The following is a 19,990-nucleotide window of genomic DNA, read 5'->3' as shown; positions in this document are numbered from 1 at the left end:
AGGCATTGATTATAAAGCAATATCCGTTAAATTGTCATTGCGGGTTCGAAGGGATGACCCGGGGCTCAGCTAGCTGGCGAGCCGGCTTGCCGCGCGGCGCTGAAACACCATTCGGCAGCACCTTTGTCGCTTAGCGGCCGTGAATAGAGGTAGCCCTGCACCAGCGTACCTCCCAATCCCCTAAGCGCCGCAAGCTCTTCTGGCGTTTCAACACCTTCAACCACGCATTCAAGCCCCATGTCTCGGCTGAGAGTGAGCAGAGACTTTACTATTTTGAGGCTGGCAGGCCTTTTGTGTAAGTCTGTGACGAAGCTGCGGTCTATTTTGATCTTGGTGAGAGGAAGAGCATGTAACCGTGTCAAGCTGGAGTAGCCTGTGCCAAAATCGTCCAGTGAAATGCCGCAACCGAGGCGTCGTAGCATTTCCACTGACAATTTGATCTGCTCGAAATCATGTGCAAACGCCGTTTCAGTAATTTCAAGATCAAGACGCCATGGGTCAAAGCCGCTGCTTTCGATAATCCCGATTAACGACAGCACTCCTTCGCAGGTGTTGAGATCGTGGGCCGACAGATTGAATGACAGGCGCAAGGATTTTTCCCACTCCGACGCGAAAACAAGTGCCTTTTTAAGCAGAGGACGCGTCAGCGAACCGACGATGCCGGCCCGTTCTGCAATGGAGAAGAATTGCGCCGGTGACACACATCCGAGAACTGGGCTGTGCCAGCGGGCCAAGGCTTCAAAGCCAACCGTTTGCCCGTAGTCTATATTCACAATCGGCTGAAACATGACCGAAAGTTCGTCTTCCAGATTGGCTTGCTTGAGTAGGTGCTCAGTGCGTGCTTCGATGTTGATTTGCTTTTCATGCTCAACGTCAAATAAGACCGCGCCCCCGCGGCGTGTTCTTTTGGCATGGTAAAGGGCGTAATCCGCCCTGTCGAACAGCTGCTCCAGCGTGGAAGCGAGGTTTGGAAAGACAGCTATTCCCATCGACGCGGATATGTGCACCGTTCCTTCGGGCAGATGATAGGGTGCCCGTAGCCATTCGGAAATGGCATTAGCGTTTGCTAGGAGCTGAGTATCGTCAGGTGCGACCGGCGCGACAATTGCAAACTCGTCACCGCCCAATCGAAATGCTCGACTAGCTTTCAAACTGGTCGTCAGGCGCCTGCTGACGTCGATTAGCAGCTTATCTCCCGCTGAATGTCCGTAAAGGTCGTTGACCGGCTTGAAGCCATCAAGATCAATGACCCCCAGGGCCAGTCTGGTATTCTCGGCTTTGGCCCTTTGGAACTCCGTTTCCAGATGCGCAAAAAACGCGCGCCGATTGGGTAGGTCCGTCAGACTGTCGATATTCGCAAGCAAGAGGTTTTCATTGCTAAGCGCTTCTGTGCGTTGTTGCGCGATGACCATACGCTCGAAATTGCGGTAATTGGTGAGGAGAATCGACATCATGCCAGCGCAGACCAGCGCCACATTGACAGCTATCGCAATAAAGGTCGGCTGCCTTGATGTGATGAAAAATACAATGAATGCTCCGTTGACGATCACAGTCACTATGAATGCTGCCGAACGAACATACATCAGACAGAAAATGCAGGAGATTACGGTGATTGCCATATAGAAGGCAACATGAGACTGCGCGTATGCATCGCCGTAAGGCACCAGCAAAAACGACCAGACGGTAAATGCGATGGGAATGCCGACAGCCAGACGGTTGGTGCGTACGAGTGCGGCGTAAGCCACGTCCGGCCCGGGCTCCGCATTCCGCGTTCTCCACCAGAATCCGATCCTAAGCGTACAGCCGAGCGTGAAAAGTGCGGGAATGCCAACAGTGAGCCAAATCGGCGCTGACTGCATATGGGTAATGGAAAGCGCCCAAGTGCTCGAAATCAGGATGAAATACATCATCGGCATCTGCCGTGTGAAGGCGCGGTACTGAGCTTTCAGCAGGTCCGCGTTATCCGACCGAATGGACATGAAGTTCAGCAGTTTTTGTTTGGCTTTTAGTATTTCCATCGCGCGACTCACAGCATAACGGCGCTATTTATGGCATATTGGTCGTTACGCTATTTGAAATACACATGGTTAATCGCCAAAGAATTGATTCAACCTCCGAGTGCGCGCGTTATTATGCTGATCGAAATAGGACTTTTTCTTATTTAAGCTGTGCGAATGTCGCCTGAGCAAGTGTTGGTAGAATAAATGTACATTTTTGTACCTGGATCGACCTTCAATCTCACCGCGATTGATCACCGGACCAGCTTCACAGGCGCCAAACTCGGCCGTGGCGTCGATGAATTCATCGCCGCTCTGGCCGCTTCAAGCGCGAAAGGCTTCGGCTTCAGCGACGCCTCGGACCTTGCCATCGCGCGACTGCAACGGTGGTCAGTATGCTAACCACCAACTGAGCTGGCTCGGAGATTCTCCGGCAGGTGCGTGACCTTGGGCCTTTACGTCGCTCTAAACATTGAAGCGCTACTGCCGTAATGTTCGGCCTGACTGTGCATCGAAGAGATGTAGCTTTCCGACGCGCGGGACAATGGTGACTTCGTCTCCAGGACGGAAATCGTGCCGTTCGGAAAAGACCGCAACCAGTTCGCTATTGCCGTAGCGCAGGAAGACCATGGTTTCGTGGCCGGTTGGCTCCGTCACATTCACTGTTGCTTTCAGGCCGGCTTCGCCGAGCTGCAGATGTTCTGGACGAACGCCGAGCTGGACTGCCTGACCGTCAGTGGCAGCGGGAGCAAAACCAAGAGCGATCTCGTCACCGGTCTCGGAAACAAAGACGTGCCCATCGGCCTTGTACTTGCCCTTCATGAGGTTCATGGACGGCGAGCCGATGAAGGTCGCCACGAACGTGTTGTTCGGCCAGTCGTAGAGGTCGAGCGGCGTGCCGATCTGCTCGACATGGCCGCCCTGCATGACCACGATCTTGTCAGCCATGGTCATGGCTTCCACCTGGTCGTGGGTTACATAGATGGTCGTCGTATTGAGCCGCTGATGCAGTTCCTTGATTTCCTTGCGCATTTGTACGCGCAGCTTAGCGTCGAGGTTGGACAGCGGCTCGTCGAACAGGAAGACTTGCGGCGAGCGGACGATTGCCCGGCCCATGGCGACACGCTGGCGCTGGCCGCCGGAAAGCTGACGCGGATAGCGGTCGAGATAAGGCACGAGATCGAGCGTTTCGGCAGCGGCTTGGAGGCGCTGCTTGATGAGGTCTGCCGGCTGCTTCTGCAGGCGTAGTGCAAAGACCATGTTTTCCGCCACTGTCTTGTGCGGATAGAGCGCATAGCTCTGGAATACCATCGCGATGTCGCGATCCTTAGGGGGCATGTTGTTAACGACGCGGCCGCCGATTGAAATCGTGCCGCCCGTAATGCTTTCCAGTCCCGCCACCATCCGCAGCAACGTCGACTTGCCGCAGCCAGACGGGCCGACGAGCACGACAAATTCGCCATCATCGATTTCGATGTCGATCCCGTGAAGGACTTTCATGGCGCCATAGGTTTTTTGCGCCCCAGATACCTTAACTTCAGCCATCTCGCTCCCTTCTGCCCCATCAAAGCCTGTTCTCGAAGGCTGATACCGAGGCATTCTCCCATTCTTTCGACGCTTTTTTCATCCGCGGCCAGACAGACTCCGCCCGCACCGCGTTTCCGAAATCTCGCGGAATTTCCCCTCCATGAAACGTTTCATTTTCGATTGACATTTTACCGCCACTGTCTAATTCTTACCATCGAGACCGAGAGGAGCGGTGTCACACGCAAACGATGAAACGTTTCATTTCTTTGCTTAACAGATAGTTCTGCAGGAGACCAGTGTAAATTTCGCGACTGGTTCCGCCTCATCCGGCGGGCAGATCACCGGGGATAAAATGGAGGAGAACACATGAAACTCGAAGTATACGATGCATTAATGCGCCGTCAGGCAAGCCGTCGTGATGTCCTGCGCGGCACGGCGAGCGCTGCCGCGCTGATGGGTGTTTCCAGCGTCATGGGCGGATTGCCGGCTCCGGCGTTTGCCGCCGATGACGTCCGCTCTCAAATTCTAAAGATTCCAGGCGTAGGCAAGGGCGCACCTACGGATGCGGACTGGCAGAAGGTAGGTGAGCTTTGTCTTGGGCCAACCAAGGCCAATGTCAAGCAGGGCGAGTTTGCCGGCGTTGAGCTGACCTTCATGGGGCTCAACAACCAGAACCTCCACAATTTCCTGTTCCGCGGCTTCCTGAAGCCATGGGAGGCATATACCGGCGCCAAGATCAACTGGATCGACCTCGCCCAAGCCGACTATAATGCCCGCCTGCAGCAGTCGATCGCCACCGGCACCGTCGATTTCGACATTCTTGAAATGGGGGCGCCCTTCGAGGGGGATACGGCCGGCAAGGGCCTGCTGTCCGAGATGCCCGATTGGGTAAAGAAGCAGATCGATATTGACGACTACGTCGATTATCTGAAGCCTCCTGTCGGAACTTGGGACGGTAAGACCTATCGCGTGACGATTGACGGCGATTGTCATAACTTCAACTACCGCGCTGACTATTTCAAAGACGAGACCCTTGCGAAGGCTTGGAAGGACGAAGGCCATTCTGGTGAGTGGAGCGTTCCGAAGACTTGGGCCCAGGTTCAAGAAGTCTCCAAATTTCTGAAAGGCAAGAAGGATCCGCTGTCGGCCGGCCCGGCATATGGTTACCTCGACCCGTACAAAGGATGGGGTGGGTTTGGTTTCTACTTCCTGGAAGACCGGGCAACCGCCTATGTGAAGATGCCGGGCGATCCGGCTTGGCTGTTCGACCCGGAAAACATGAAGCCGCTCGTCAACAGTCCTGGCTGGGTCCGCGCTATTCAGGAAGCGATGGACCTCCTATCTTACGAACCCACCGACCAGATCAACGCCGATCCGGGCACGACCGGGTTCCAGCAGTTCCTCGCCGGCACGGGTTCCATGGTCACCTGGTGGGGCGATATCGGCCAGCAGGCAAACACATCCGACACATCGGTAGTCGGCGAGGTTGCTGCTTTCGACATTCTGCCCGGCTCCGAGGACGTGTACGACCGTAAGGCGGGCAAATGGGTGAAGGCAAAGGATGGCGTGAACTACGCGCCGAACTGTGCTTATCTCGGATGGGGCATTTATGTTATGGCCCGCGTGGAAAGCGACAAGCTGAAACACCGCGCTGCTTGGAGCGCCGCCGCCCATCTGGGCGGCAAGGACCTGGCGATCTGGACGGCCATGTATCCGTCCGGCTTCCAGGTGCACCGCAACAGCCAGTCCAAGATCGAGGAATGGGTGGCCGCGGGCTACAAGGGCGACTACATTTCGAACTATCTAAAGTCGCAATTCGGCTCCTATAACCACCCGAACCGTGCTGTTGAGCCGCGTATCCCGGGCATTTTCCAATACTATTCCGTTGCGGAAGACGAATTGGCGAAAGGCTATGGCGGCAAGTACAAGTCGGCCCAGGAAACGGCGGACGCCATTGCCGCCGCCTGGGAAAAGATCACCGATCAGATCGGCCGCGACAAGCAGCTGAAACTGTATCGCGCGAGCCTCGGGCTCTGATCTCGTAGAAGTGATTGTGCCGGCGGGACATCGCGTTCCGTCGGCCTTCGAATGGCTTGACGGGGACTATCATGTCGACAATGGAAGGCGACCTGTTGCATACGGTCGAAACCGGCTCGATTTCGGCGAGCCGGCGTTTTTGGGGTTATGCAGCCCTGTGGGTGAGCGCGGCCTGGTTTGCCGCCTCGTTTATGCTTCAGTCATCCCATGACCTCGGCTGGACGCAATTGGGCTTCGAAAACTGGCGGCCTGTGCTCTACGCCTACTTTATCTGGGCAGCGGTCCTTTGCGCGACGCGTGTCGTCATTCACGGCGAGGCGGGAAAGAAGGCGCTGTTCGTGCTGCCGGCCGCCCTTTTTGTCGTGTCCATGGTGGTCTTCCCGCTTCTCTTTGCGCTTTGGGTCGGATTTTCCGACTGGAACCTGGCTTCGCCGACAGGACGGCAATTCAACGGGCTGGATAATCTGCGTCAAATGTTGGGGGATGCGTTTTATCTCAACGCGCTTATCAACATGGTCTATTATGCTCTTGCGATCGTGGTTGAATATGCGATCGCGTTTGGTTTGGCACTGCTGCTGAGCCAGGAGATCGTTGCTCGCAAATTCTGGCGTGTGACCTTTCTCCTCCCGCTCATGTTGTCACCCGTTGCGGTAGGCTGGATGGTCGGAAAATCGATGCTGGAGACACGCTTCGGGCCAATTGCTCGGCTTGCCCGGTGGCTCGGCTGGGAAAATCCGTCCTTCTTCGGCGATCCGCTGACCGCCAAGCTTTCGATCATGGTCATGGATGCCTGGACGTTCATTCCTTTCATGATGATCATGCTTCTTGCCGGCCTGCAGTCGTTGTCGCGCGAAGTACTGGAGGCTGCAGAAGTCGATGGCGCAACGAAATGGCAGCGCTTCTGGCAAGTCATCTTCCCGCTGATGCTGCCGGTTTCGGTGACGGCGGTCATGATCCGCATCATATTCAAGCTCAAGCTCGCCGACATCATCATCACGGTCACGGCCGGCGGCCCGGGCGGCGCCACGGATTCCGTTACCAGCTTCATCTATCGCGAGTATCGCGACCGTTCGAACGTGGGTTATGGAACGCTTCTGGCGCTCGTCTACCTGGTAATAATCGTCATTGGCATGACAACGCTGATCAATATTTCCGACCGCATCGTCAAGCGCATGACGGGGAGAATCTGATGGCTGCAATCGACTTCGACAAATTCGCCCGCCGCCAGCGCGCTCGCTGGTGGGCAATGCGCTTTGTGGTTTATGGCCTTCTGGTGACCTGGGCGATCGTTAGCCTTTTTCCGCTTTTCTGGACGATTTCGACCTCGTTCAAGACTGCGCCCGATGTGATGAAGGGCAATATCGTGCCCTGGTACGACTTCACGCCGAGCTGGCTCGGCTGGCGCTCTCTCGGGCTTTCGCCCGACGCGCTCAGCCAGACTTCGACCGTTCGCGACGAGTTCATGCACCGGCTGTGGAACAGCGCCCTGATTTCGGGGGCCGCCTCGGCGCTTGCCGTCTTCCTTGGATCGCTTGCCGCCTATGGGCTCAGCCGCTTCTCCTACAAATTCGGGCATATGCGCAATTCCGACATATCTTTTTTCTTCCTGTCGCAGCTCATCATGCCGCCGGTCGTTCTGGCCTTGCCATTTCTGGTCCTCTACAAGCAGCTTGCGCTTCTTGACACCTTTGGCGGACTGATTGCGGTCTACACGTTGATGGTTCTGCCGATCGTCATCTGGATCATGCGTGACCAGTTCGCGACTATTCCTGTGGAACTCGAGGAAGCGGCACTCGTCGACGGCCTATCAATCTGGGGCGCGTTCAGCCGCATCATCGTGCCGCTGGTGGCGCCGGGTATGGTCGCGGCCTTCATCCTCGCCCTGATCCTGTGCTGGAACGAATATTTCTTCGCGGCCCTACTGACGTCGACAAACACGAATACGCTGCCGGTCATGATCGCCAGCCAGACAGGCAGTCAGGGGATTAACTGGTGGTCCATGGCGGCGCTTTCTACGGCTGGGATCTTGCCACTTGTATTCGTCGGCATCCTGCTCGAAAAGCACATCATCGCGGGCATGACAGCCGGCGCAGTGAAATAGCGGCGGTAGTGTTTGCACATGGACAAGATACCCACAGTCAAGGATGTCGCCATGCGGGCGGGTGTCTCGGTGGGTACGGTGTCGCGGGTGCTTGCCGGCGAGCTTTCCGTCAAGACAGCGCTGCGCGACAGGGTCCAAGATGCGATCGATGCGCTCAGCTATAGACCGAATGTCATGGCCCGGGCGCTGCGCACCAGCACGACGGATGTGATCGGGCTGATCGTTCCCGATATTACCAACCCGTTCTTCTCGCAAATGGCGGCCAGTGCAGAACGCGCGGCCTTTGAGTACCGCCATTCGCTGATGCTGGCGAGTTCACACAACGACCGCGAGGCCGAGCAGAGCCACATTTCGGCCTTTCTAGATCGTTCTGTGCGGGGCATCATTATTGTCGCGGCGAATGTTAGCCACTCCGCGCATGTGAAAACCAAGGTGCCGATCGTGTCGCTCGATCGCCGCTTTGCCGATTTTCCGCTGATCTCCATCAATCACGCCGAGGCGGCCGCGCTCGTTGCCGATCATTTTTACGAACTCGGTCATCGCCGCATCGCCTATATTGCGGGTCCGGCCGATACAGAGGCCGGGCGCGCGCGCCGGGAGGGTTTTGTGGACCGCATCCGCGCGTTGGATGCCAAGGCCGAGCTGGAAATATTTTCCGGTCGGTTCGACTACGAATCTGGCGAGGTCATCGCGCGCCGGCTTCTTGCCCAGCCGCCCAACATGCGGCCAACAGCTATCGCCGCCGCGAGCGACCAGCAGGCGATCGGAGTGCTTCGTGCAGCGCGCGACCTTGGCCTCGATGTGCCGGGCGCCCTCTCCATTGCTGGTTTCGATGATATCCATCTCGCCAATCTTGTCGTGCCACGCCTGACGACCGTGCGCCAGCCGACGGACCAGCTGGCAAGGCGCGCCGTCGAATTGTTGCTCGAAAAGGCACTAGAACCCGGCGATGAAGCCTTGAGCGCCTCGCTTGTCATCCGCGGGTCGACAGCGCCTCCGCCGCCCGACCAAGCCGGCGATCAACCGACAGAAGGCCCGAAGAGCCCCCAACAGGAGTAAACAATCAATGCTCAAAGGTATCAGGCCAGAACTCAATGGCGATATTCTCCAGGCGCTGTCCAACATGGGCCATGGTGATTACCTCGTCGTTTCCGACACGAATTTCCCCTCGGATTCCGTCGCACGGCACTCGCTACTCGGTCACCTTCTGACAATGGAGAACACGCCCGCACCAAAGGCGATCGAGGCGATCCTCTCGGTCTTCCCGCTCGACACGCCGCTGCAGCCATCGGTTGGCCGCATGGAAGTCATCGGCAAACCGGACGAAATTCCGGACGTGCAACAGGAGGTGCAGGCCGTGGTCGATCGTGTAGAGAACAAGGCGGCGCCCATGTATCCGATTGAGCGGATGGCTTTCTACGACATTGCCCGCAAGGCCTATTGCGTTATCGCAACTGGAGAGATGCGATTCTACGGCTGCTTCATTCTCACCAAGGGTGTCATTCCAGCTAACGAGGTGGCGCGATGAGTGACAGAAAGACCATTGTTATTTTAGGCATCTTCGCCGCCGATACCGCCTATAAGGCCAAGCGCCTGCCGCATATCGCCGAAACTCTGATCGGTTCCGGCTTTTCTCTCGGCCCCGGTGGCAAAGGCTCGAACCAGGCAATTGCTGCGGCGAAAGCAGGCGGCGAGGTCGTCTTCATCTCGCGCGTCGGCAACGATCCCTTCGGCGACATGGCACTTGCGGCCTACGCGGCGGTGGGCGTGAAGGCCAATGTGATGCGCATGGACGGCGTGTCGACCGGTGCCGCCTTCATCTTCGTCAACGAGGACAATGGCGATAACGCCATTATCGTAGCACCCGGCGCGGCCGGCCTGATCGGCATTGAAGACGTCGACGCCAACCGGGCGGAGATCGAAGCCGCCGCTATATTCATGACCCAGCTCGAACAGCCGATCGAAGCCGCCATCCACGGTCTCACGATCGCGAAGAAGGCTGGCGTTACGACGATCTTCAATCCTGCGCCGGCACAGGTGATCCCCGATAATATCTATCCGTTATGTGACTTCATCGTCCCGAACGAGGTCGAGGCCGCAGGTATCGTCGGCCATCCGGTCGACACCGAGGAGCAGGCGGTGAGGGCGGCCGAAACGCTTCTCCAGCGCGGCGCGAAGACGGCAATTATCACGCTCGGCGCGCGAGGCTCGCTCTATCGAACAGCAGGCCATAGCGAATTCATTCCGGCTGTTGCCGCGGGCAAGGTGATCGACACGACCGGGGCGGGGGACGCCTTTCTCGGCGGCTTTGCGGCAGCCCTTGCCGAAGGCCGCGCGCCGATTGACGCCGTGCGCTTTGCGTCAGTGACGGCCGGCATTGCAGTGACGCGCCCCGGCACAGCGCCCGCCATGCCCGCGCGAGCCGAAATCGAGGCACTCCTCCGTTCTGCATGACGGAATGAACCGTACGGCAGGGGGAGGATGTCCACTCTGTCATTGCACCCACGCGGTAGCTAAACGAGATGCCGCCGACAAGCGGGCGCGATCATCAGCGCTTTCGTACGAATTCCGTGCGCAGGACCAAGCCCTTGATGGCGTCGTGCCGGCAGTCGATCTCCTCCGGATTTTCGGTGAGGCGGATCGACTTGATGACAGTGCCCTGCTTCAACGTCTGGCCGGCTCCCTTGACCTTCAGGTCCTTGACCAGCACAACACTGTCTCCATCGACAAGAACATTGCCGGCGGCATCGCGAACCATTGATGCCTTTGCAGCCTCTGCGGCAATCTCGGAGGCTGGCCGCCATTCACCGGTGGCCTCATCGTACACATAATCGTCGTTCTGGTCGCTCATGGGGTCCCCTGTCTGATGTTCGCGTCGCGATGTTGGTGCCCGTGCTTCACAACGCGGCGATGGCTGAAGCGGCTTCGGGCGAATGTGAGCCTCTATCGCGAATGGCGTGGCAATGCAAATCGCACCATTGGTGACTGAACACAGTAGACGGGATCGCAAAGTTATCGCCGGCAAGCCGAGCATAGGTGTTGGCGCTCATTTTTTACGCGACATTGAGACGAGCGATTTCATGCCAGGTCTGGAAGGTATGATCTCTCGCTTTGCCGCATCATAGTAGCGAAGCTTGTCCGTGATCATGACGCCCGGCTTGATACCTTGTGCCTTCAGAAGCTTGATCATCAAGCGTTTTGCGGCCTTTTTATCGCGGCGCGATTGAGCGAGTACGTCCAGAACAAAGCCGTTTTCATCCACGGCGCGCCATAGCCATTGCTTCGCTCCATTGGTGGAAACCACACGCTCATCGAGATGCCATTATGGATCAGGAAAGCAGCGGCAATCGCAAAGCTTGCCGTTGCATGATCGGATGGAAACGAGGGATCGCTGCTACGTTCGATCAGAAGTCGTGTAATCCCAGCGTCATAGGGCCGGACGCGTTGATCGAAAAGCAAAATGATCTGATTGATTCCAAGCCCGACAAGGAAGGTCAGGCCGGTAGCGATCAGGACGTGGCGCGTTTTTATCCGCTCAGAGCTGCTCCACCATTGGGTAGCGACAGCCAGAAGGCGGTTCCCCGCCAACCAGTTAATCCATTCGGTAGTGGCGGCGTCGAGTTTGTACATTCGGGCTCCTGTCGTTTCGCGATGGGATGCCTCAGTCGGCTGACACCTACCTGAAGTCGAGAGGTGCCATGGTCGAACGCTGGCAGCTCAAGCTCTTTTGAGACGCGCTCTGAAGGCAAGCAAAGTCACGCCGGTCGTGGATGCAAAAGCGGCACCAACGACAACGGTGCTGTTTGGCCCGATCTTATTCCCAGCACGGCGGTTAACTGCAGGCGGATGCAGTTCACTTGCCTGATCCTATCCAGGGGGATAGGAAGAAGCCGAATACGCTGCGGGGCTATCCCGTATGGATTGGATCTGACGACGAGGCTTTCATGTTCACGACTATCAAGGAATGGCTCGCTTTCGGAGGCGCTGATGTGCTCCAAGGGCATGGACACGGCGCCCATGGCCACTCGCATGGGGAGGGTGGGGGGCACGGCCATACCCACGGGGTGGTCGACCCAAGCATCGCGACATCCGAACGCGGCATCTGGGCAATCAAGTGGTCTTTCGTGATCCTCGCGATCACCGCGATCCTACAGTTGATCGTCGTCTTCATTTCCGGTTCGGTGGCCTTGCTTGCCGACACCATCCACAATGTCGGCGACGCGACAACCGCCATTCCGCTTTGGATTGCCTTCGTGCTTGTGCGGCGACCGGCGACAGCCCGGTTCAACTACGGGCTTGGCCGCGTCGAGGATCTGGCGGGGATGCTCATCGTCCTCATCATCCTATTCAGTGCTATCGTGGCCGGCTATGAGGCAGTCAATCGTCTGATCCACCCACAGCCGATCACACAACTTGGCTGGGTCACCGCTGCAGGCATCATCGGTTTCCTTGGAAATGAAATCGTTGCGATCTTCCGCATCAAGATCGGCCGTGCGATGAACAGTGCCGCCCTGATCGCCGATGGTTATCACGCCAGAACCGATGGCCTCACGAGCCTGGCCGTCGTTCTGGGCGCGATCGGCGTCTACCTGGGTTTCCCGCTTGCCGACCCGATCGTCGGGCTTCTGATTACGATCGCAATCTTCGGCATCGTCTGGCAGTCGGCCCGTGCCGTCATTACCCGGAGCCTTGACGGTGTCGAGCTGGGCATTGCAGATGAAGTCCACCATGCGGCCGTACACGTACCGGGCGTCGCCAAGATCACCGATGTCAAAGCTCGATGGCTTGGCCACAAGCTGCACGCCGACGTCACGATCGCGGTCGAGAACGGTAAGACGCTCGCCGAGGCGAATGGCATCGCACTTGCCCTTCGCGAGGAATTGCATGCTCATCTTGCGCCGCTAGGCAGCGCGACGATCCAGTTCGATACTGCGGGTGCCTCAGCCGTGGCCGCCAATCACGGCGATCAGGGGCATCACCATGCTCCCGACCCGTTCACCGTCAACTCCTCGCTGGCGACCGGGCTTCTCGAGATCGTTGATATCCCCGACGGCGAGCGGATGCGGCTGTCGATCGCCAGCCACGATCGCGATCTCCAGGCGGTGGTGAACATCCAACGGCCAGGCGGTGTCATCGAAACGTTGCCGCTGTTGCCATCCGCGATCGACCATCATGCAATGCAGAGCGCGGAAGCTCCCGCCGAACCGCATGAGTTCGATGCCGAACTCGTTCTGAAGGCAGGTGACAAAGTCGAAGTCCTTCCGTTCCGGATGGACGAGCCGGAAGAGCATCATCATTGAAATCGTTCGAGATTGCGGGTTGCGACCCCTTGACCCCCAGTCAAGGGCGCTTCCGGGCCAACATTGACACTCATCCCCACTAGGGGGATACAGGACGATATGACCGAGCACACCCACGCTACCCATCCAGAGATTATCAAGCGCCTGAAGCGGGCCGAAGGGCATCTGAAGAGCGTCATCGCCATGATCGAGGGTGGCAAGCCATGCATTGATATCGCCCAGCAGCTCTCCGCTGTCGAGAAGGCAATCGTTAACGCCAAGCGGACGCTCATTCAGGATCACCTCGATCACTGCCTTGAGGAAGCGGTCGGTGCACTGCCGCGGGACAAGCGGCAATCCATCGACGAATTCAAGTCGATCACAAAGTTTCTTTAGGGCCACGGCTGGCCTGCTGGCCTATCTCGCGCCCCTTGTGGCCGCATTGGACGCGACGACGATCCCGCCCATGCAGTCGGAGGCGATCCTTGCAGGGCTGCTTCTAACGGAAAACTAATCGCTCCCCTGTTGTCGATCGCGGAAATGATCGGGCGAACTATGGCCGCCCGGCCATTATTGTCGGCAGCGAGCCACGCCCGGTCGGTGCGGCAAGGACATGCGCCTCTCCGTTTTCCGCGCGCGATAACGTTCTGCCGTCATCTTGCGACGATCAGCTATCGAGTAATCCGTAGTCGTTCGACGACACGGTCGGCCATCGCTACGCATCGCGCTCCGTCGAACGGAAACAGCGAAGAGAATGCCCCCACTAACTGCTTTTCGATAGCAATCCGCATCATCTTGCGTGCGCGGTGTAACCGCGTCTTGGCCGTTGCAGGCTTGATGTCGAGATACGACGCTGCCTCCTCCGTGCTCATTCCCTCTACGTCCCGCAGCACGAAGATCACGCGGAATTCATCGGGTAACCTGTCGACCGCCCGTTCGAGTAGACGGCGCGCTTCTGCGCGGGAGAACTCGGCCTCGGGGTCATCGACCGAGAACGGGGTCGGAAATTGTAGCAGCGCGCCCCGTCCTGACTCTGCAGTCATGTCGACCTCCTCCAAACCGACGTTGCGCTGCCGGCGTCGTATGCGCCCGAGCGCCTCGTTGAGCGCGATCCGGGTAAGCCAGGTGGAAAGCTGGGCCTCGTCGCGAAATGCATTGAGATGGGTGAAGGCGTGCACATAGGTCGCCTGAACAATGTCCTCCGCTTCTGTGTCGTCCCGGACGATGGCACGTGCCGATCGAAACAGGCGGCGGTTGTGTCGCTGCACAAGGACACGTATGGCCTTCTCGTCGCCCATCCTGGCATGAACGACGAGATCGGCATCGGGTAGCCTTGCCATATCTGGCACGTACCTCGGTGCCGCAGTGGGAATGCTAACCATGATCACTCCAGCATAATTCCATGCATCCACCGCCAAACCTATGGCAGGACATCAAGCGTGCCGGTCATCATCGGGTGAAAGCGGCAATAGAAATCAACTTTTCCTGCTTGTTTGACCGTCATGCTTTTTTGCGCCTTCGGCGGCAGATCAATGTCGAAGCTCTTGTCGCGTGCGGTCACGCTATGGCGGAATATATCATCATTACGCCAGGTGATCACGTCGCCGACATGCAACGGCGGTACCGCGCCGAATTGCATCTGCGCGATGATGATGTCGTGATTGGCGGCCACCGCGCTCGCGGGGCCTCCAAGCACGAGCCCTGCGAATACCAACGCGGTAAGGATGTGAAGCAGGGGGCGCATGGCGAGCCTACTTGACCATCGATGAAAGATGCTCGGCGTGCGTCTGGTGCTCCTTGAAGAGCTTCAGACCCGTCTCCAGCAGCGATTTCAGTTCGCCATTCTGAGCCGACGGGATCAGCAGTGTCTCAAGCGCGCCGTTGACCTGCTTGTGATAGGCCACCTCGTTATCGACATAGGCCTTGTCGAAGGCTGCGCCATGAAGCTTGGAGAGCTTTTCCAGTTCCGTCTTGGCGGCAGACGACAGCGACTTGCTGGTGTCGTTGTCTTCGGGCTTGACTTTCAATTTCTTGAGAAGGGCAAGCGCCTCTTGGTTCACGGCCGTATGGTCGCGCTCCATTGTCTCGGCGAATTGCCGGACCTCGGCGTTCTTGCTCATCTTGAGAGCTTGCTTGGCGGCGGCGATGTCGATCTCGCCAGCCGTGTAGGCGATATGCGCGATCTGCGGATCCGTCGGCTTGTCGGCTGCAAGCGCCGCAGTTGCAAGTGCCGCAGCCATCGCAGTTGCCGTGAGAAGTCGCTTGAACATGTTGGTCTCCTATCCACCGTGGGAAAACTCCAGACGCCTCCGGCATCTGAAACAGCCATTAGATGCTGCTTCCGGCAAAAGGTTCCCGAATTTCTTTCTACGCTGGCCTGGCGCGGTGTACGGAGTGGAAAAAGATGGGGGTTACTCTGCAAGACTGAGCTTTGCCTGCTTGAGACGACCATCGGCGCCGGCGGCTCGGACCTGTAGAACCAGATGAGCGCCAATCGGCGACCAGCGCATCTGACGCTTCTTGTTCATTCGGGCATTGACAAGGCTCTTGGCTGCACTTTCGGCCGGCACAAAGGTATCAAGCACACGAGCACCCTCTCGAAAGGACTGACGGGAACCCAACTCAGCTTGGATCCGCTCCAACTCCGGCGCATCGCGCACCAAGCCTAAATAAATAGTACCGCGCAAGTTGGCTCGCACCAACGGTGCTTGGCCCCAAGCTGACCGCAGGTAACCTTGATTCCGATCAATGCAATGGACCCGCGATACGCTAGTTTTTTCCAAGCTGGTGGTTTACGGCACCTGCGTTGCAGCTCGTGGCCAAATAAACAAAGAAAGCGAAGATAGGTATTTCACTGTCGGATCGTTGGCTTGCTCAGGATCAGCGGCTAGAGCCGGGAAACAACAAGGGTCGGTAACGAATATGAGGCCGACTGGAGAATGACCATGCAAAAGCAGTTCCCCTCATCGTCGAGGCAATATATCGAAAAGTACAGGGCGGTCCTCGATCAACGCCGGCGCGAGCTACAAACCCGGCTGCGAGCGATTGAGCATGATTTCGAGGAGCCTCGCAATTCTGATGACGATCGTGCGATAGAGCGAAATAATGACGAAGTCCTGGAAGAACTCGGCGAGGCCGGACAGAAGGAGCTCGTAGCTATCCAAGCGGCTTTGGACCGGATTGAGGCTGGCACTTTTGGCACCTGTGTGAAGTGCGGCACACCAATCGGTGAGCAGAGGCTAGAGGCTGTCCCACACACGCCTTTCTGCCAATCTTGCGCTCATTCGATTTAACGCCTCGCTTGCACGCTCAAAAGCGCCTGACCTCAACACGCCGAATAGAGAAGAGCGGATGGAAGATCTTTCAGCAAAATCCGTTCAGTTTAAGGATCTTATGCGCTTCGATCGATGCTCGAAGCTCGTCCTCGGAAGTGCGGTCGCCTTGGTTGGCATCCGGATGGTGCATTTTGAGCCTTTCCTTATAGCGGCTTTTGATTTCCTCCGGCGTTGCAGCTGGCGACAGACCGAGAGTCTCAAATGCCTTTGCTTCCAGCACCTTGAGTTTGCGTATCAGGAGATCCGCCTTTTGCGCCTTGCGCTGCGCGGCAGTTTTGCGGGCATTCAATGCCTTTGCAGAACCGGAACGGACGTTGCCCGGGAGCGGAGTTTCGGACGCCTGACTGACGCTGGTCCCCCAGGTCGGACGGCCGCCAGTGGCCGCTTCCTTCTGATAGCGGGCAATGTCCTTGTCAGATAGACCGGTCGCGAAATTGTAGCCCTTGTTGTACTCCTTCACGTGCTCAAGACAGAAGAACAGATACAGGCCTTCTGCATCCCGACCCACCGGGGCGCGGTGCGTACCATTCTTTTCGCAGCCGTCCCATTGGCATCTGGGACCGCTGGGTTCACTCTGCGGGACGGACCTCTTACGAGTCGATTTAAGGCCAACAAATATTTTCGAATCAAGCGTCATGGCACTTATATGGCGGCAACGCTTCATCTCGGCAAGGAATAGCGAACTGGCTGTTGGCGGATTCCAGTCAATCTGTGGATGGCCCAGCCAATTCACCAACCACCTGAATTGTGAATAAAGCTCTCACGGGTTGATGGTTCGATTCTCATCGGGAGCGGACAATTGCCTGCTTCTCTTGATCTCACACAGAGACACTTTCACCGAAACGAATTTGAGATTTCAACGTCCATCACGACAAACGGGCGTCGACTAAAATCATTTCACAATCCACTCACAAGATTTTTATAAATTAGATTACACTAATTCCGGGTCGGCTATTTTCTTCCCGGCGACTTCACCTATCTCGCACTTGCGAAATGATCGCGCATTCCAACCCGCCGGGCATGGGTACGCCCCCTGCCTGCCGTCCGGCCCATTACAAGGACTCGACAATGGGTGATTTGCTCAAAGGGATCTCCAGCTTTCGCGGTGCCGTCTTTCCAGACCATCAGGCACTTTATCGCAAGCTGGCGGAGGAGGGACAGCAGCCGCAAGCGCTGATGATTTCCTGCGCCGACAGCCGGGTGATGCCCGAAACGATCACGCAGTCCGGCCCCGGCGAACTCTTCGTCTGCCGGAATGCCGGAAATATCGTTCCCCCGTTTTCGACGGCCAATGGTGGCGTATCATCGGCGATAGAATATGCCGTCGTCGCACTTGGCGTTCGTGATATCATCGTGTGCGGGCATTCCGATTGCGGCGCCATGAAAGGGCTTTGCCACCCCGATCTCCTGAAGCCGATGCCGAATGTCGCTGCGTGGCTGAAACACAGCCATGCGGCCCATTCGATCGTTTGCGAAGCCTATCCTGCCGATCTGCCCGAGCGCCAAAGGGTTCGCGCCATCGCCATGGAAAACGTCGTTGTCCAGCTTGACCATCTGCGCACGCATCCTTCGGTCGCGGCCAAGCTGGCGACCAATGACATTACCCTGCATGGCTGGTTTTTTGATATCGAGACCGGGGAAGTGCTGGTCTATGACGGTGCGGCCGCGCGGTTCACGGATATCATTGAGGACAGGCCTTTGCCCGTCGCAGTCACCGGTCGTGGTCGTCCACATGTGATGCCACAAGCTGCGGAGTAGGCCGATGATGTCAAGCTCTGTTCTTTCGCGAGACTTCGCATCGTCGCTTGTCGTGTTTCTCGTTGCTATACCGCTTTGCCTCGGGATTGCTGTGGCTTCAGGCGTTCCGGTGGCCATGGGTCTCATTTCAGGCATTGTCGGCGGCATTGTCGTCGGCCTTTTGGCCGGATCCCCACTTCAGGTGTCGGGGCCGGCGGCGGGATTAGCCGTGATCGTCTTCGGCTTCGTCGAGCAATACGGCGCCGCCATGCTCGGGCCGGTGCTCATCGTGGCGGGATTGCTGCAGGTCCTTGCCGGATTCCTGAAGATTGGATCGTGGTTTCGCGCAATTTCGCCTGCGGTGGTCCACGGCATGCTCGCCGGGATCGGCATCCTCATCATTCTTGGCCAAGTCCATGTGCTGATGGGGGCAAGACCTGCTGCCGGAGGCATCGAGAACGTCACCGCCATGGAGCAGACCCTCGGTCGCGTGTGGGGCTCCGGACTGACCCGGGAATCGGTTGCCCTACTCGTGGGCTTGATCTCCCTGCTGGCCATGATCGCATGGGAGAAGTTCAGGCCGAAGCCACTCATGCTGGTGCCCGGGGCTCTGGTGGGGGTCGCGGCTGGCACGATATTGACGGTCGGGATGCAGCTGCCGATCACCAGAGTGGAGGTGCCGTCCTCTCTCATCGACAGCATTTCGCTGCCGACACTCGATGGTTTTGCCAGGATGGTCGAGCCCGGTATCATTATGACGACGCTGGTTATCGCGGTGATCGCCAGTGCGGAAACGCTACTGTCGTCCGCGGCCGTCGATCGCATGCATGATGGCGTGCGAACCCGCTTCAACAAGGAGTTGTTCGCGCAGGGCATCGGCAATGCGCTTTGCGGTCTGCTTGGTGCGCTGCCGATCACGGGTGTCATCGTCAGATCGTCCGCCAATATTCAAGCAGGCGCACGCAGCCGGGCATCGGCCGTGCTGCATGGTGTTTGGATCCTTGGACTGGTGGCATTTCTGCCGCAGTTGCTCGCGATGGTGCCGCTGACTGCACTTGCCGCGGTGCTGCTGGTGACAGGATGGCGGCTGATCAGTCTCCACCACGTCCGGCACCTGTTCGATCATCACGGCTGGGTTCCCGTTGGGATCTGGACCGCGACGGTGGCGATGGTGGTACTTCAGGACCTGCTCGTCGGCGTGGCGCTCGGCCTTGCACTGTCCATATTGGAAATCCTTCCGCACCTGCGTCGCAAACTTGCCATCGACCGGTTGGAGGATGAGGAAGGCATCCATCTCGACCTCGTGGGCGTGGCGACATGCAAGGACGTTCCTGCCCTGCTCAACACGCTGGAAACGCTTCCCGAGGGTCGCAAGATCAGGATCGCGGGCGCCCGCCTGCATTATCTTGACCATACGAGCGCAGAGACCCTGCGTGAATGGCTGAAACGACAGAAGAAATCAGGGCGCGTCGTCGAAATTGAGCATCCGCCGGTCGGACGCCATCGGCGGCTGAAACCGATCTTTGAACGGCTGTCAGAGGAAGTTGCCTGATCGGCGGAGAGCGCACCAGCTACCTAGCGACAACGTTCTTGCCCCGCTTGCCGGGGCGAGGCACGCACATAAGCGAACCGCGAAACATTCCGTCATTTCCATGGCCGCGGCCATACGAGATGCGACGTTACAAGCGCGGACACCTGCCCGGGGAGGCACTCGGCTTGACGGAAGAGTTCAATTCATGACAGTTTTATGACAAGCAATTGCTGGGCATAGCAGCAAAACATCTGGCGCATTTGGCAAATGGCATTTCTTGATCTGATCAACGTTAGCAAGTCATTTGGAAGCCTGCCCGTTGTCGAGGAATTCACAGTCCAAATCGAGAAAGGAGAATTCATCTCCTTCCTCGGACCATCAGGCTGCGGCAAGACGACCGTGCTGCGCATGATTGCCGGCTTCGAGACCCCGACCGCCGGCACGCT

Annotated in this window: 21 protein-coding genes and 2 pseudogenes; 13 read left to right on the top strand and 10 right to left on the bottom strand. The window is 57.8% G+C overall.

Going from position 1 to position 19,990, the window contains the following annotated elements:
- Positions 1-65: 65 nt before the first annotated feature.
- Positions 66-2,018 carry an EAL domain-containing protein gene (locus FHT29_RS31895; RefSeq protein ID WP_047562140.1) on the bottom strand — a complete coding sequence of 651 codons (1,953 nt, stop codon included), beginning with the start codon at positions 2,016-2,018 and terminating at the stop codon, positions 66-68.
- 186 nt (positions 2,019-2,204) lie between these two features.
- Here FHT29_RS31895 and FHT29_RS31890 point away from each other — a divergent pair, with 186 nt between their 5' ends.
- Positions 2,205-2,399, top strand: coding sequence for a hypothetical protein (locus FHT29_RS31890; protein ID WP_047562139.1), 195 nt, complete (start codon positions 2,205-2,207; stop codon positions 2,397-2,399).
- A 78-nt stretch (positions 2,400-2,477) separates the two neighbouring features.
- On the opposite strand, the gene ugpC is transcribed toward FHT29_RS31890, so the two are convergent.
- Positions 2,478-3,542, bottom strand: coding sequence for a sn-glycerol-3-phosphate ABC transporter ATP-binding protein UgpC (gene ugpC / locus FHT29_RS31885; protein ID WP_047562137.1), 1,065 nt, complete (start codon positions 3,540-3,542; stop codon positions 2,478-2,480).
- A gap of 348 nt (positions 3,543-3,890) precedes the next feature.
- Here ugpC and FHT29_RS31880 point away from each other — a divergent pair, with 348 nt between their 5' ends.
- The 6 genes from FHT29_RS31880 (at position 3,891) to FHT29_RS31855 (ending at position 10,116) form a co-directional block, all read left to right on the top strand.
- Positions 3,891-5,561 carry an extracellular solute-binding protein gene (locus FHT29_RS31880; protein WP_168600970.1) on the top strand — a complete coding sequence of 557 codons (1,671 nt, stop codon included), beginning with the start codon at positions 3,891-3,893 and terminating at the stop codon, positions 5,559-5,561.
- Between the two features lie 71 nt (positions 5,562-5,632).
- Complete coding sequence (locus FHT29_RS31875) at positions 5,633-6,751, top strand: sugar ABC transporter permease (RefSeq protein ID WP_047562133.1); 1,119 nt, start codon at positions 5,633-5,635, stop codon at positions 6,749-6,751.
- Complete coding sequence (locus FHT29_RS31870) at positions 6,751-7,662, top strand: carbohydrate ABC transporter permease (RefSeq protein ID WP_047562132.1); 912 nt, start codon at positions 6,751-6,753, stop codon at positions 7,660-7,662. Before FHT29_RS31875 ends, FHT29_RS31870 begins: the two co-directional genes overlap by 1 nt.
- An 18-nt stretch (positions 7,663-7,680) precedes the next feature.
- Positions 7,681-8,721, top strand: a complete 1,041-nt coding sequence (locus tag FHT29_RS31865) for a LacI family DNA-binding transcriptional regulator (protein WP_051964308.1) — start codon at positions 7,681-7,683, stop codon at positions 8,719-8,721.
- Positions 8,722-8,728: 7 nt separating this feature from the next.
- Positions 8,729-9,190 (top strand): RbsD/FucU domain-containing protein, encoded by a 462-nt coding sequence (locus FHT29_RS31860; RefSeq protein WP_037201106.1) that lies wholly within the window; start codon positions 8,729-8,731, stop codon positions 9,188-9,190.
- Positions 9,187-10,116: a ribokinase gene (locus FHT29_RS31855; protein WP_047562131.1), complete on the top strand. Its 930-nt coding sequence runs from the start codon at positions 9,187-9,189 to the stop codon at positions 10,114-10,116. The genes FHT29_RS31860 and FHT29_RS31855 overlap by 4 nt, the downstream gene beginning before the upstream one ends.
- Before the next feature lie 94 nt (positions 10,117-10,210).
- Here the strand turns inward: FHT29_RS31855 and FHT29_RS31850 are convergent, their stop codons facing one another.
- The 3 genes and pseudogenes from FHT29_RS31850 to FHT29_RS31840 form a co-directional block, all read right to left on the bottom strand.
- Positions 10,211-10,513: an alkylphosphonate utilization protein gene (locus tag FHT29_RS31850; RefSeq protein ID WP_037201108.1), complete on the bottom strand. Its 303-nt coding sequence runs from the start codon at positions 10,511-10,513 to the stop codon at positions 10,211-10,213.
- A gap of 246 nt (positions 10,514-10,759) precedes the next feature.
- Positions 10,760-10,984: pseudogene (locus FHT29_RS31845) on the bottom strand (DDE-type integrase/transposase/recombinase); the annotation flags it as partial.
- A gap of 2 nt (positions 10,985-10,986) precedes the next feature.
- A pseudogene (locus tag FHT29_RS31840) lies at positions 10,987-11,292 on the bottom strand (phosphatase PAP2 family protein); the annotation flags it as partial.
- 314 nt (positions 11,293-11,606) lie between these two features.
- Here FHT29_RS31840 and FHT29_RS31835 point away from each other — a divergent pair.
- Both FHT29_RS31835 and FHT29_RS31830 read left to right on the top strand, forming a co-directional pair.
- On the top strand, positions 11,607-12,962 hold the full coding sequence (locus tag FHT29_RS31835) for a cation diffusion facilitator family transporter (protein ID WP_168600969.1): 1,356 nt from the start codon (positions 11,607-11,609) through the stop codon (positions 12,960-12,962).
- A 99-nt stretch (positions 12,963-13,061) separates the two neighbouring features.
- On the top strand, positions 13,062-13,337 hold the full coding sequence (locus FHT29_RS31830) for a metal-sensing transcriptional repressor (RefSeq protein ID WP_037201112.1): 276 nt from the start codon (positions 13,062-13,064) through the stop codon (positions 13,335-13,337).
- 275 nt (positions 13,338-13,612) lie between these two features.
- Here FHT29_RS31830 and FHT29_RS31825 read toward each other — a convergent pair whose 3' ends face one another.
- The 4 genes from FHT29_RS31825 to FHT29_RS31810 form a co-directional block, all read right to left on the bottom strand.
- The gene (locus FHT29_RS31825; RefSeq protein ID WP_047562129.1) at positions 13,613-14,323 is read right to left on the bottom strand and encodes an RNA polymerase sigma factor; all 711 of its coding nucleotides are present in this window, start codon (positions 14,321-14,323) and stop codon (positions 13,613-13,615) included.
- 38 nt (positions 14,324-14,361) lie between these two features.
- A complete protein-coding gene (locus FHT29_RS31820) occupies positions 14,362-14,685 on the bottom strand; it encodes an amicyanin (RefSeq protein WP_047562128.1) in 324 nt (107 codons plus the stop codon).
- A gap of 7 nt (positions 14,686-14,692) precedes the next feature.
- Complete coding sequence (locus FHT29_RS31815; protein ID WP_037201117.1) at positions 14,693-15,211, bottom strand: DUF4142 domain-containing protein; 519 nt, start codon at positions 15,209-15,211, stop codon at positions 14,693-14,695.
- Between the two features lie 141 nt (positions 15,212-15,352).
- Positions 15,353-15,526 (bottom strand): hypothetical protein, encoded by a 174-nt coding sequence (locus tag FHT29_RS31810; protein ID WP_168600968.1) that lies wholly within the window; start codon positions 15,524-15,526, stop codon positions 15,353-15,355.
- 360 nt (positions 15,527-15,886) lie between these two features.
- On the opposite strand from FHT29_RS31810, the gene FHT29_RS31805 reads away from it, so the two are divergent.
- Positions 15,887-16,234 (top strand): TraR/DksA C4-type zinc finger protein, encoded by a 348-nt coding sequence (locus FHT29_RS31805; protein ID WP_080760674.1) that lies wholly within the window; start codon positions 15,887-15,889, stop codon positions 16,232-16,234.
- Between the two features lie 70 nt (positions 16,235-16,304).
- On the opposite strand, the gene FHT29_RS31800 is transcribed toward FHT29_RS31805, so the two are convergent.
- Positions 16,305-16,913, bottom strand: coding sequence for a J domain-containing protein (locus FHT29_RS31800; RefSeq protein WP_047562124.1), 609 nt, complete (start codon positions 16,911-16,913; stop codon positions 16,305-16,307).
- A gap of 431 nt (positions 16,914-17,344) precedes the next feature.
- On the opposite strand from FHT29_RS31800, the gene FHT29_RS31795 reads away from it, so the two are divergent.
- From FHT29_RS31795 to FHT29_RS31785, 3 genes are all read left to right on the top strand, one after another.
- Positions 17,345-18,034 carry a carbonic anhydrase gene (locus FHT29_RS31795; protein WP_037201150.1) on the top strand — a complete coding sequence of 230 codons (690 nt, stop codon included), beginning with the start codon at positions 17,345-17,347 and terminating at the stop codon, positions 18,032-18,034.
- Between the two features lie 4 nt (positions 18,035-18,038).
- On the top strand, positions 18,039-19,565 hold the full coding sequence (locus tag FHT29_RS31790; RefSeq protein WP_047562122.1) for a SulP family inorganic anion transporter: 1,527 nt from the start codon (positions 18,039-18,041) through the stop codon (positions 19,563-19,565).
- Positions 19,566-19,811: 246 nt separating this feature from the next.
- Positions 19,812-19,990, top strand: a 179-nt coding sequence (locus tag FHT29_RS31785; RefSeq protein WP_168600967.1) for an ATP-binding cassette domain-containing protein, incomplete at its 3' end; no start/stop codon positions are given.

Origin of the sequence: Rhizobium sp. SG741 (genome assembly GCF_012275435.1) — a bacterium.
GTDB classification, from domain to species: Bacteria; Pseudomonadota; Alphaproteobacteria; order Rhizobiales; family Rhizobiaceae; genus Rhizobium; species Rhizobium lusitanum.
This window is presented reverse-complemented; position numbering and strand designations above follow the sequence as displayed.

Bases quoted from the DNA above. Each gene is read 5' to 3' on its own strand.
- FHT29_RS31895 (WP_047562140.1), bottom strand. From the start codon at position 2,018: ATGGAAATACTAAAAGCCAAACAAAAACTGCTGAACTTCATGTCCATT.
- FHT29_RS31890 (WP_047562139.1), top strand. From the start codon at position 2,205: ATGTACATTTTTGTACCTGGATCGACCTTCAATCTCACCGCGATTGAT.
- ugpC (WP_047562137.1), bottom strand. From the start codon at position 3,542: ATGGCTGAAGTTAAGGTATCTGGGGCGCAAAAAACCTATGGCGCCATG.
- FHT29_RS31880 (WP_168600970.1), top strand. From the start codon at position 3,891: ATGAAACTCGAAGTATACGATGCATTAATGCGCCGTCAGGCAAGCCGT.
- FHT29_RS31875 (WP_047562133.1), top strand. From the start codon at position 5,633: ATGTCGACAATGGAAGGCGACCTGTTGCATACGGTCGAAACCGGCTCG.
- FHT29_RS31870 (WP_047562132.1), top strand. From the start codon at position 6,751: ATGGCTGCAATCGACTTCGACAAATTCGCCCGCCGCCAGCGCGCTCGC.
- FHT29_RS31865 (WP_051964308.1), top strand. From the start codon at position 7,681: ATGGACAAGATACCCACAGTCAAGGATGTCGCCATGCGGGCGGGTGTC.
- FHT29_RS31860 (WP_037201106.1), top strand. From the start codon at position 8,729: ATGCTCAAAGGTATCAGGCCAGAACTCAATGGCGATATTCTCCAGGCG.
- FHT29_RS31855 (WP_047562131.1), top strand. From the start codon at position 9,187: ATGAGTGACAGAAAGACCATTGTTATTTTAGGCATCTTCGCCGCCGAT.
- FHT29_RS31850 (WP_037201108.1), bottom strand. From the start codon at position 10,513: ATGAGCGACCAGAACGACGATTATGTGTACGATGAGGCCACCGGTGAA.
- FHT29_RS31835 (WP_168600969.1), top strand. From the start codon at position 11,607: ATGTTCACGACTATCAAGGAATGGCTCGCTTTCGGAGGCGCTGATGTG.
- FHT29_RS31830 (WP_037201112.1), top strand. From the start codon at position 13,062: ATGACCGAGCACACCCACGCTACCCATCCAGAGATTATCAAGCGCCTG.
- FHT29_RS31825 (WP_047562129.1), bottom strand. From the start codon at position 14,323: ATGGTTAGCATTCCCACTGCGGCACCGAGGTACGTGCCAGATATGGCA.
- FHT29_RS31820 (WP_047562128.1), bottom strand. From the start codon at position 14,685: ATGCGCCCCCTGCTTCACATCCTTACCGCGTTGGTATTCGCAGGGCTC.
- FHT29_RS31815 (WP_037201117.1), bottom strand. From the start codon at position 15,211: ATGTTCAAGCGACTTCTCACGGCAACTGCGATGGCTGCGGCACTTGCA.
- FHT29_RS31805 (WP_080760674.1), top strand. From the start codon at position 15,887: ATGCAAAAGCAGTTCCCCTCATCGTCGAGGCAATATATCGAAAAGTAC.
- FHT29_RS31800 (WP_047562124.1), bottom strand. From the start codon at position 16,913: ATGACGCTTGATTCGAAAATATTTGTTGGCCTTAAATCGACTCGTAAG.
- FHT29_RS31795 (WP_037201150.1), top strand. From the start codon at position 17,345: ATGGGTGATTTGCTCAAAGGGATCTCCAGCTTTCGCGGTGCCGTCTTT.
- FHT29_RS31790 (WP_047562122.1), top strand. From the start codon at position 18,039: ATGATGTCAAGCTCTGTTCTTTCGCGAGACTTCGCATCGTCGCTTGTC.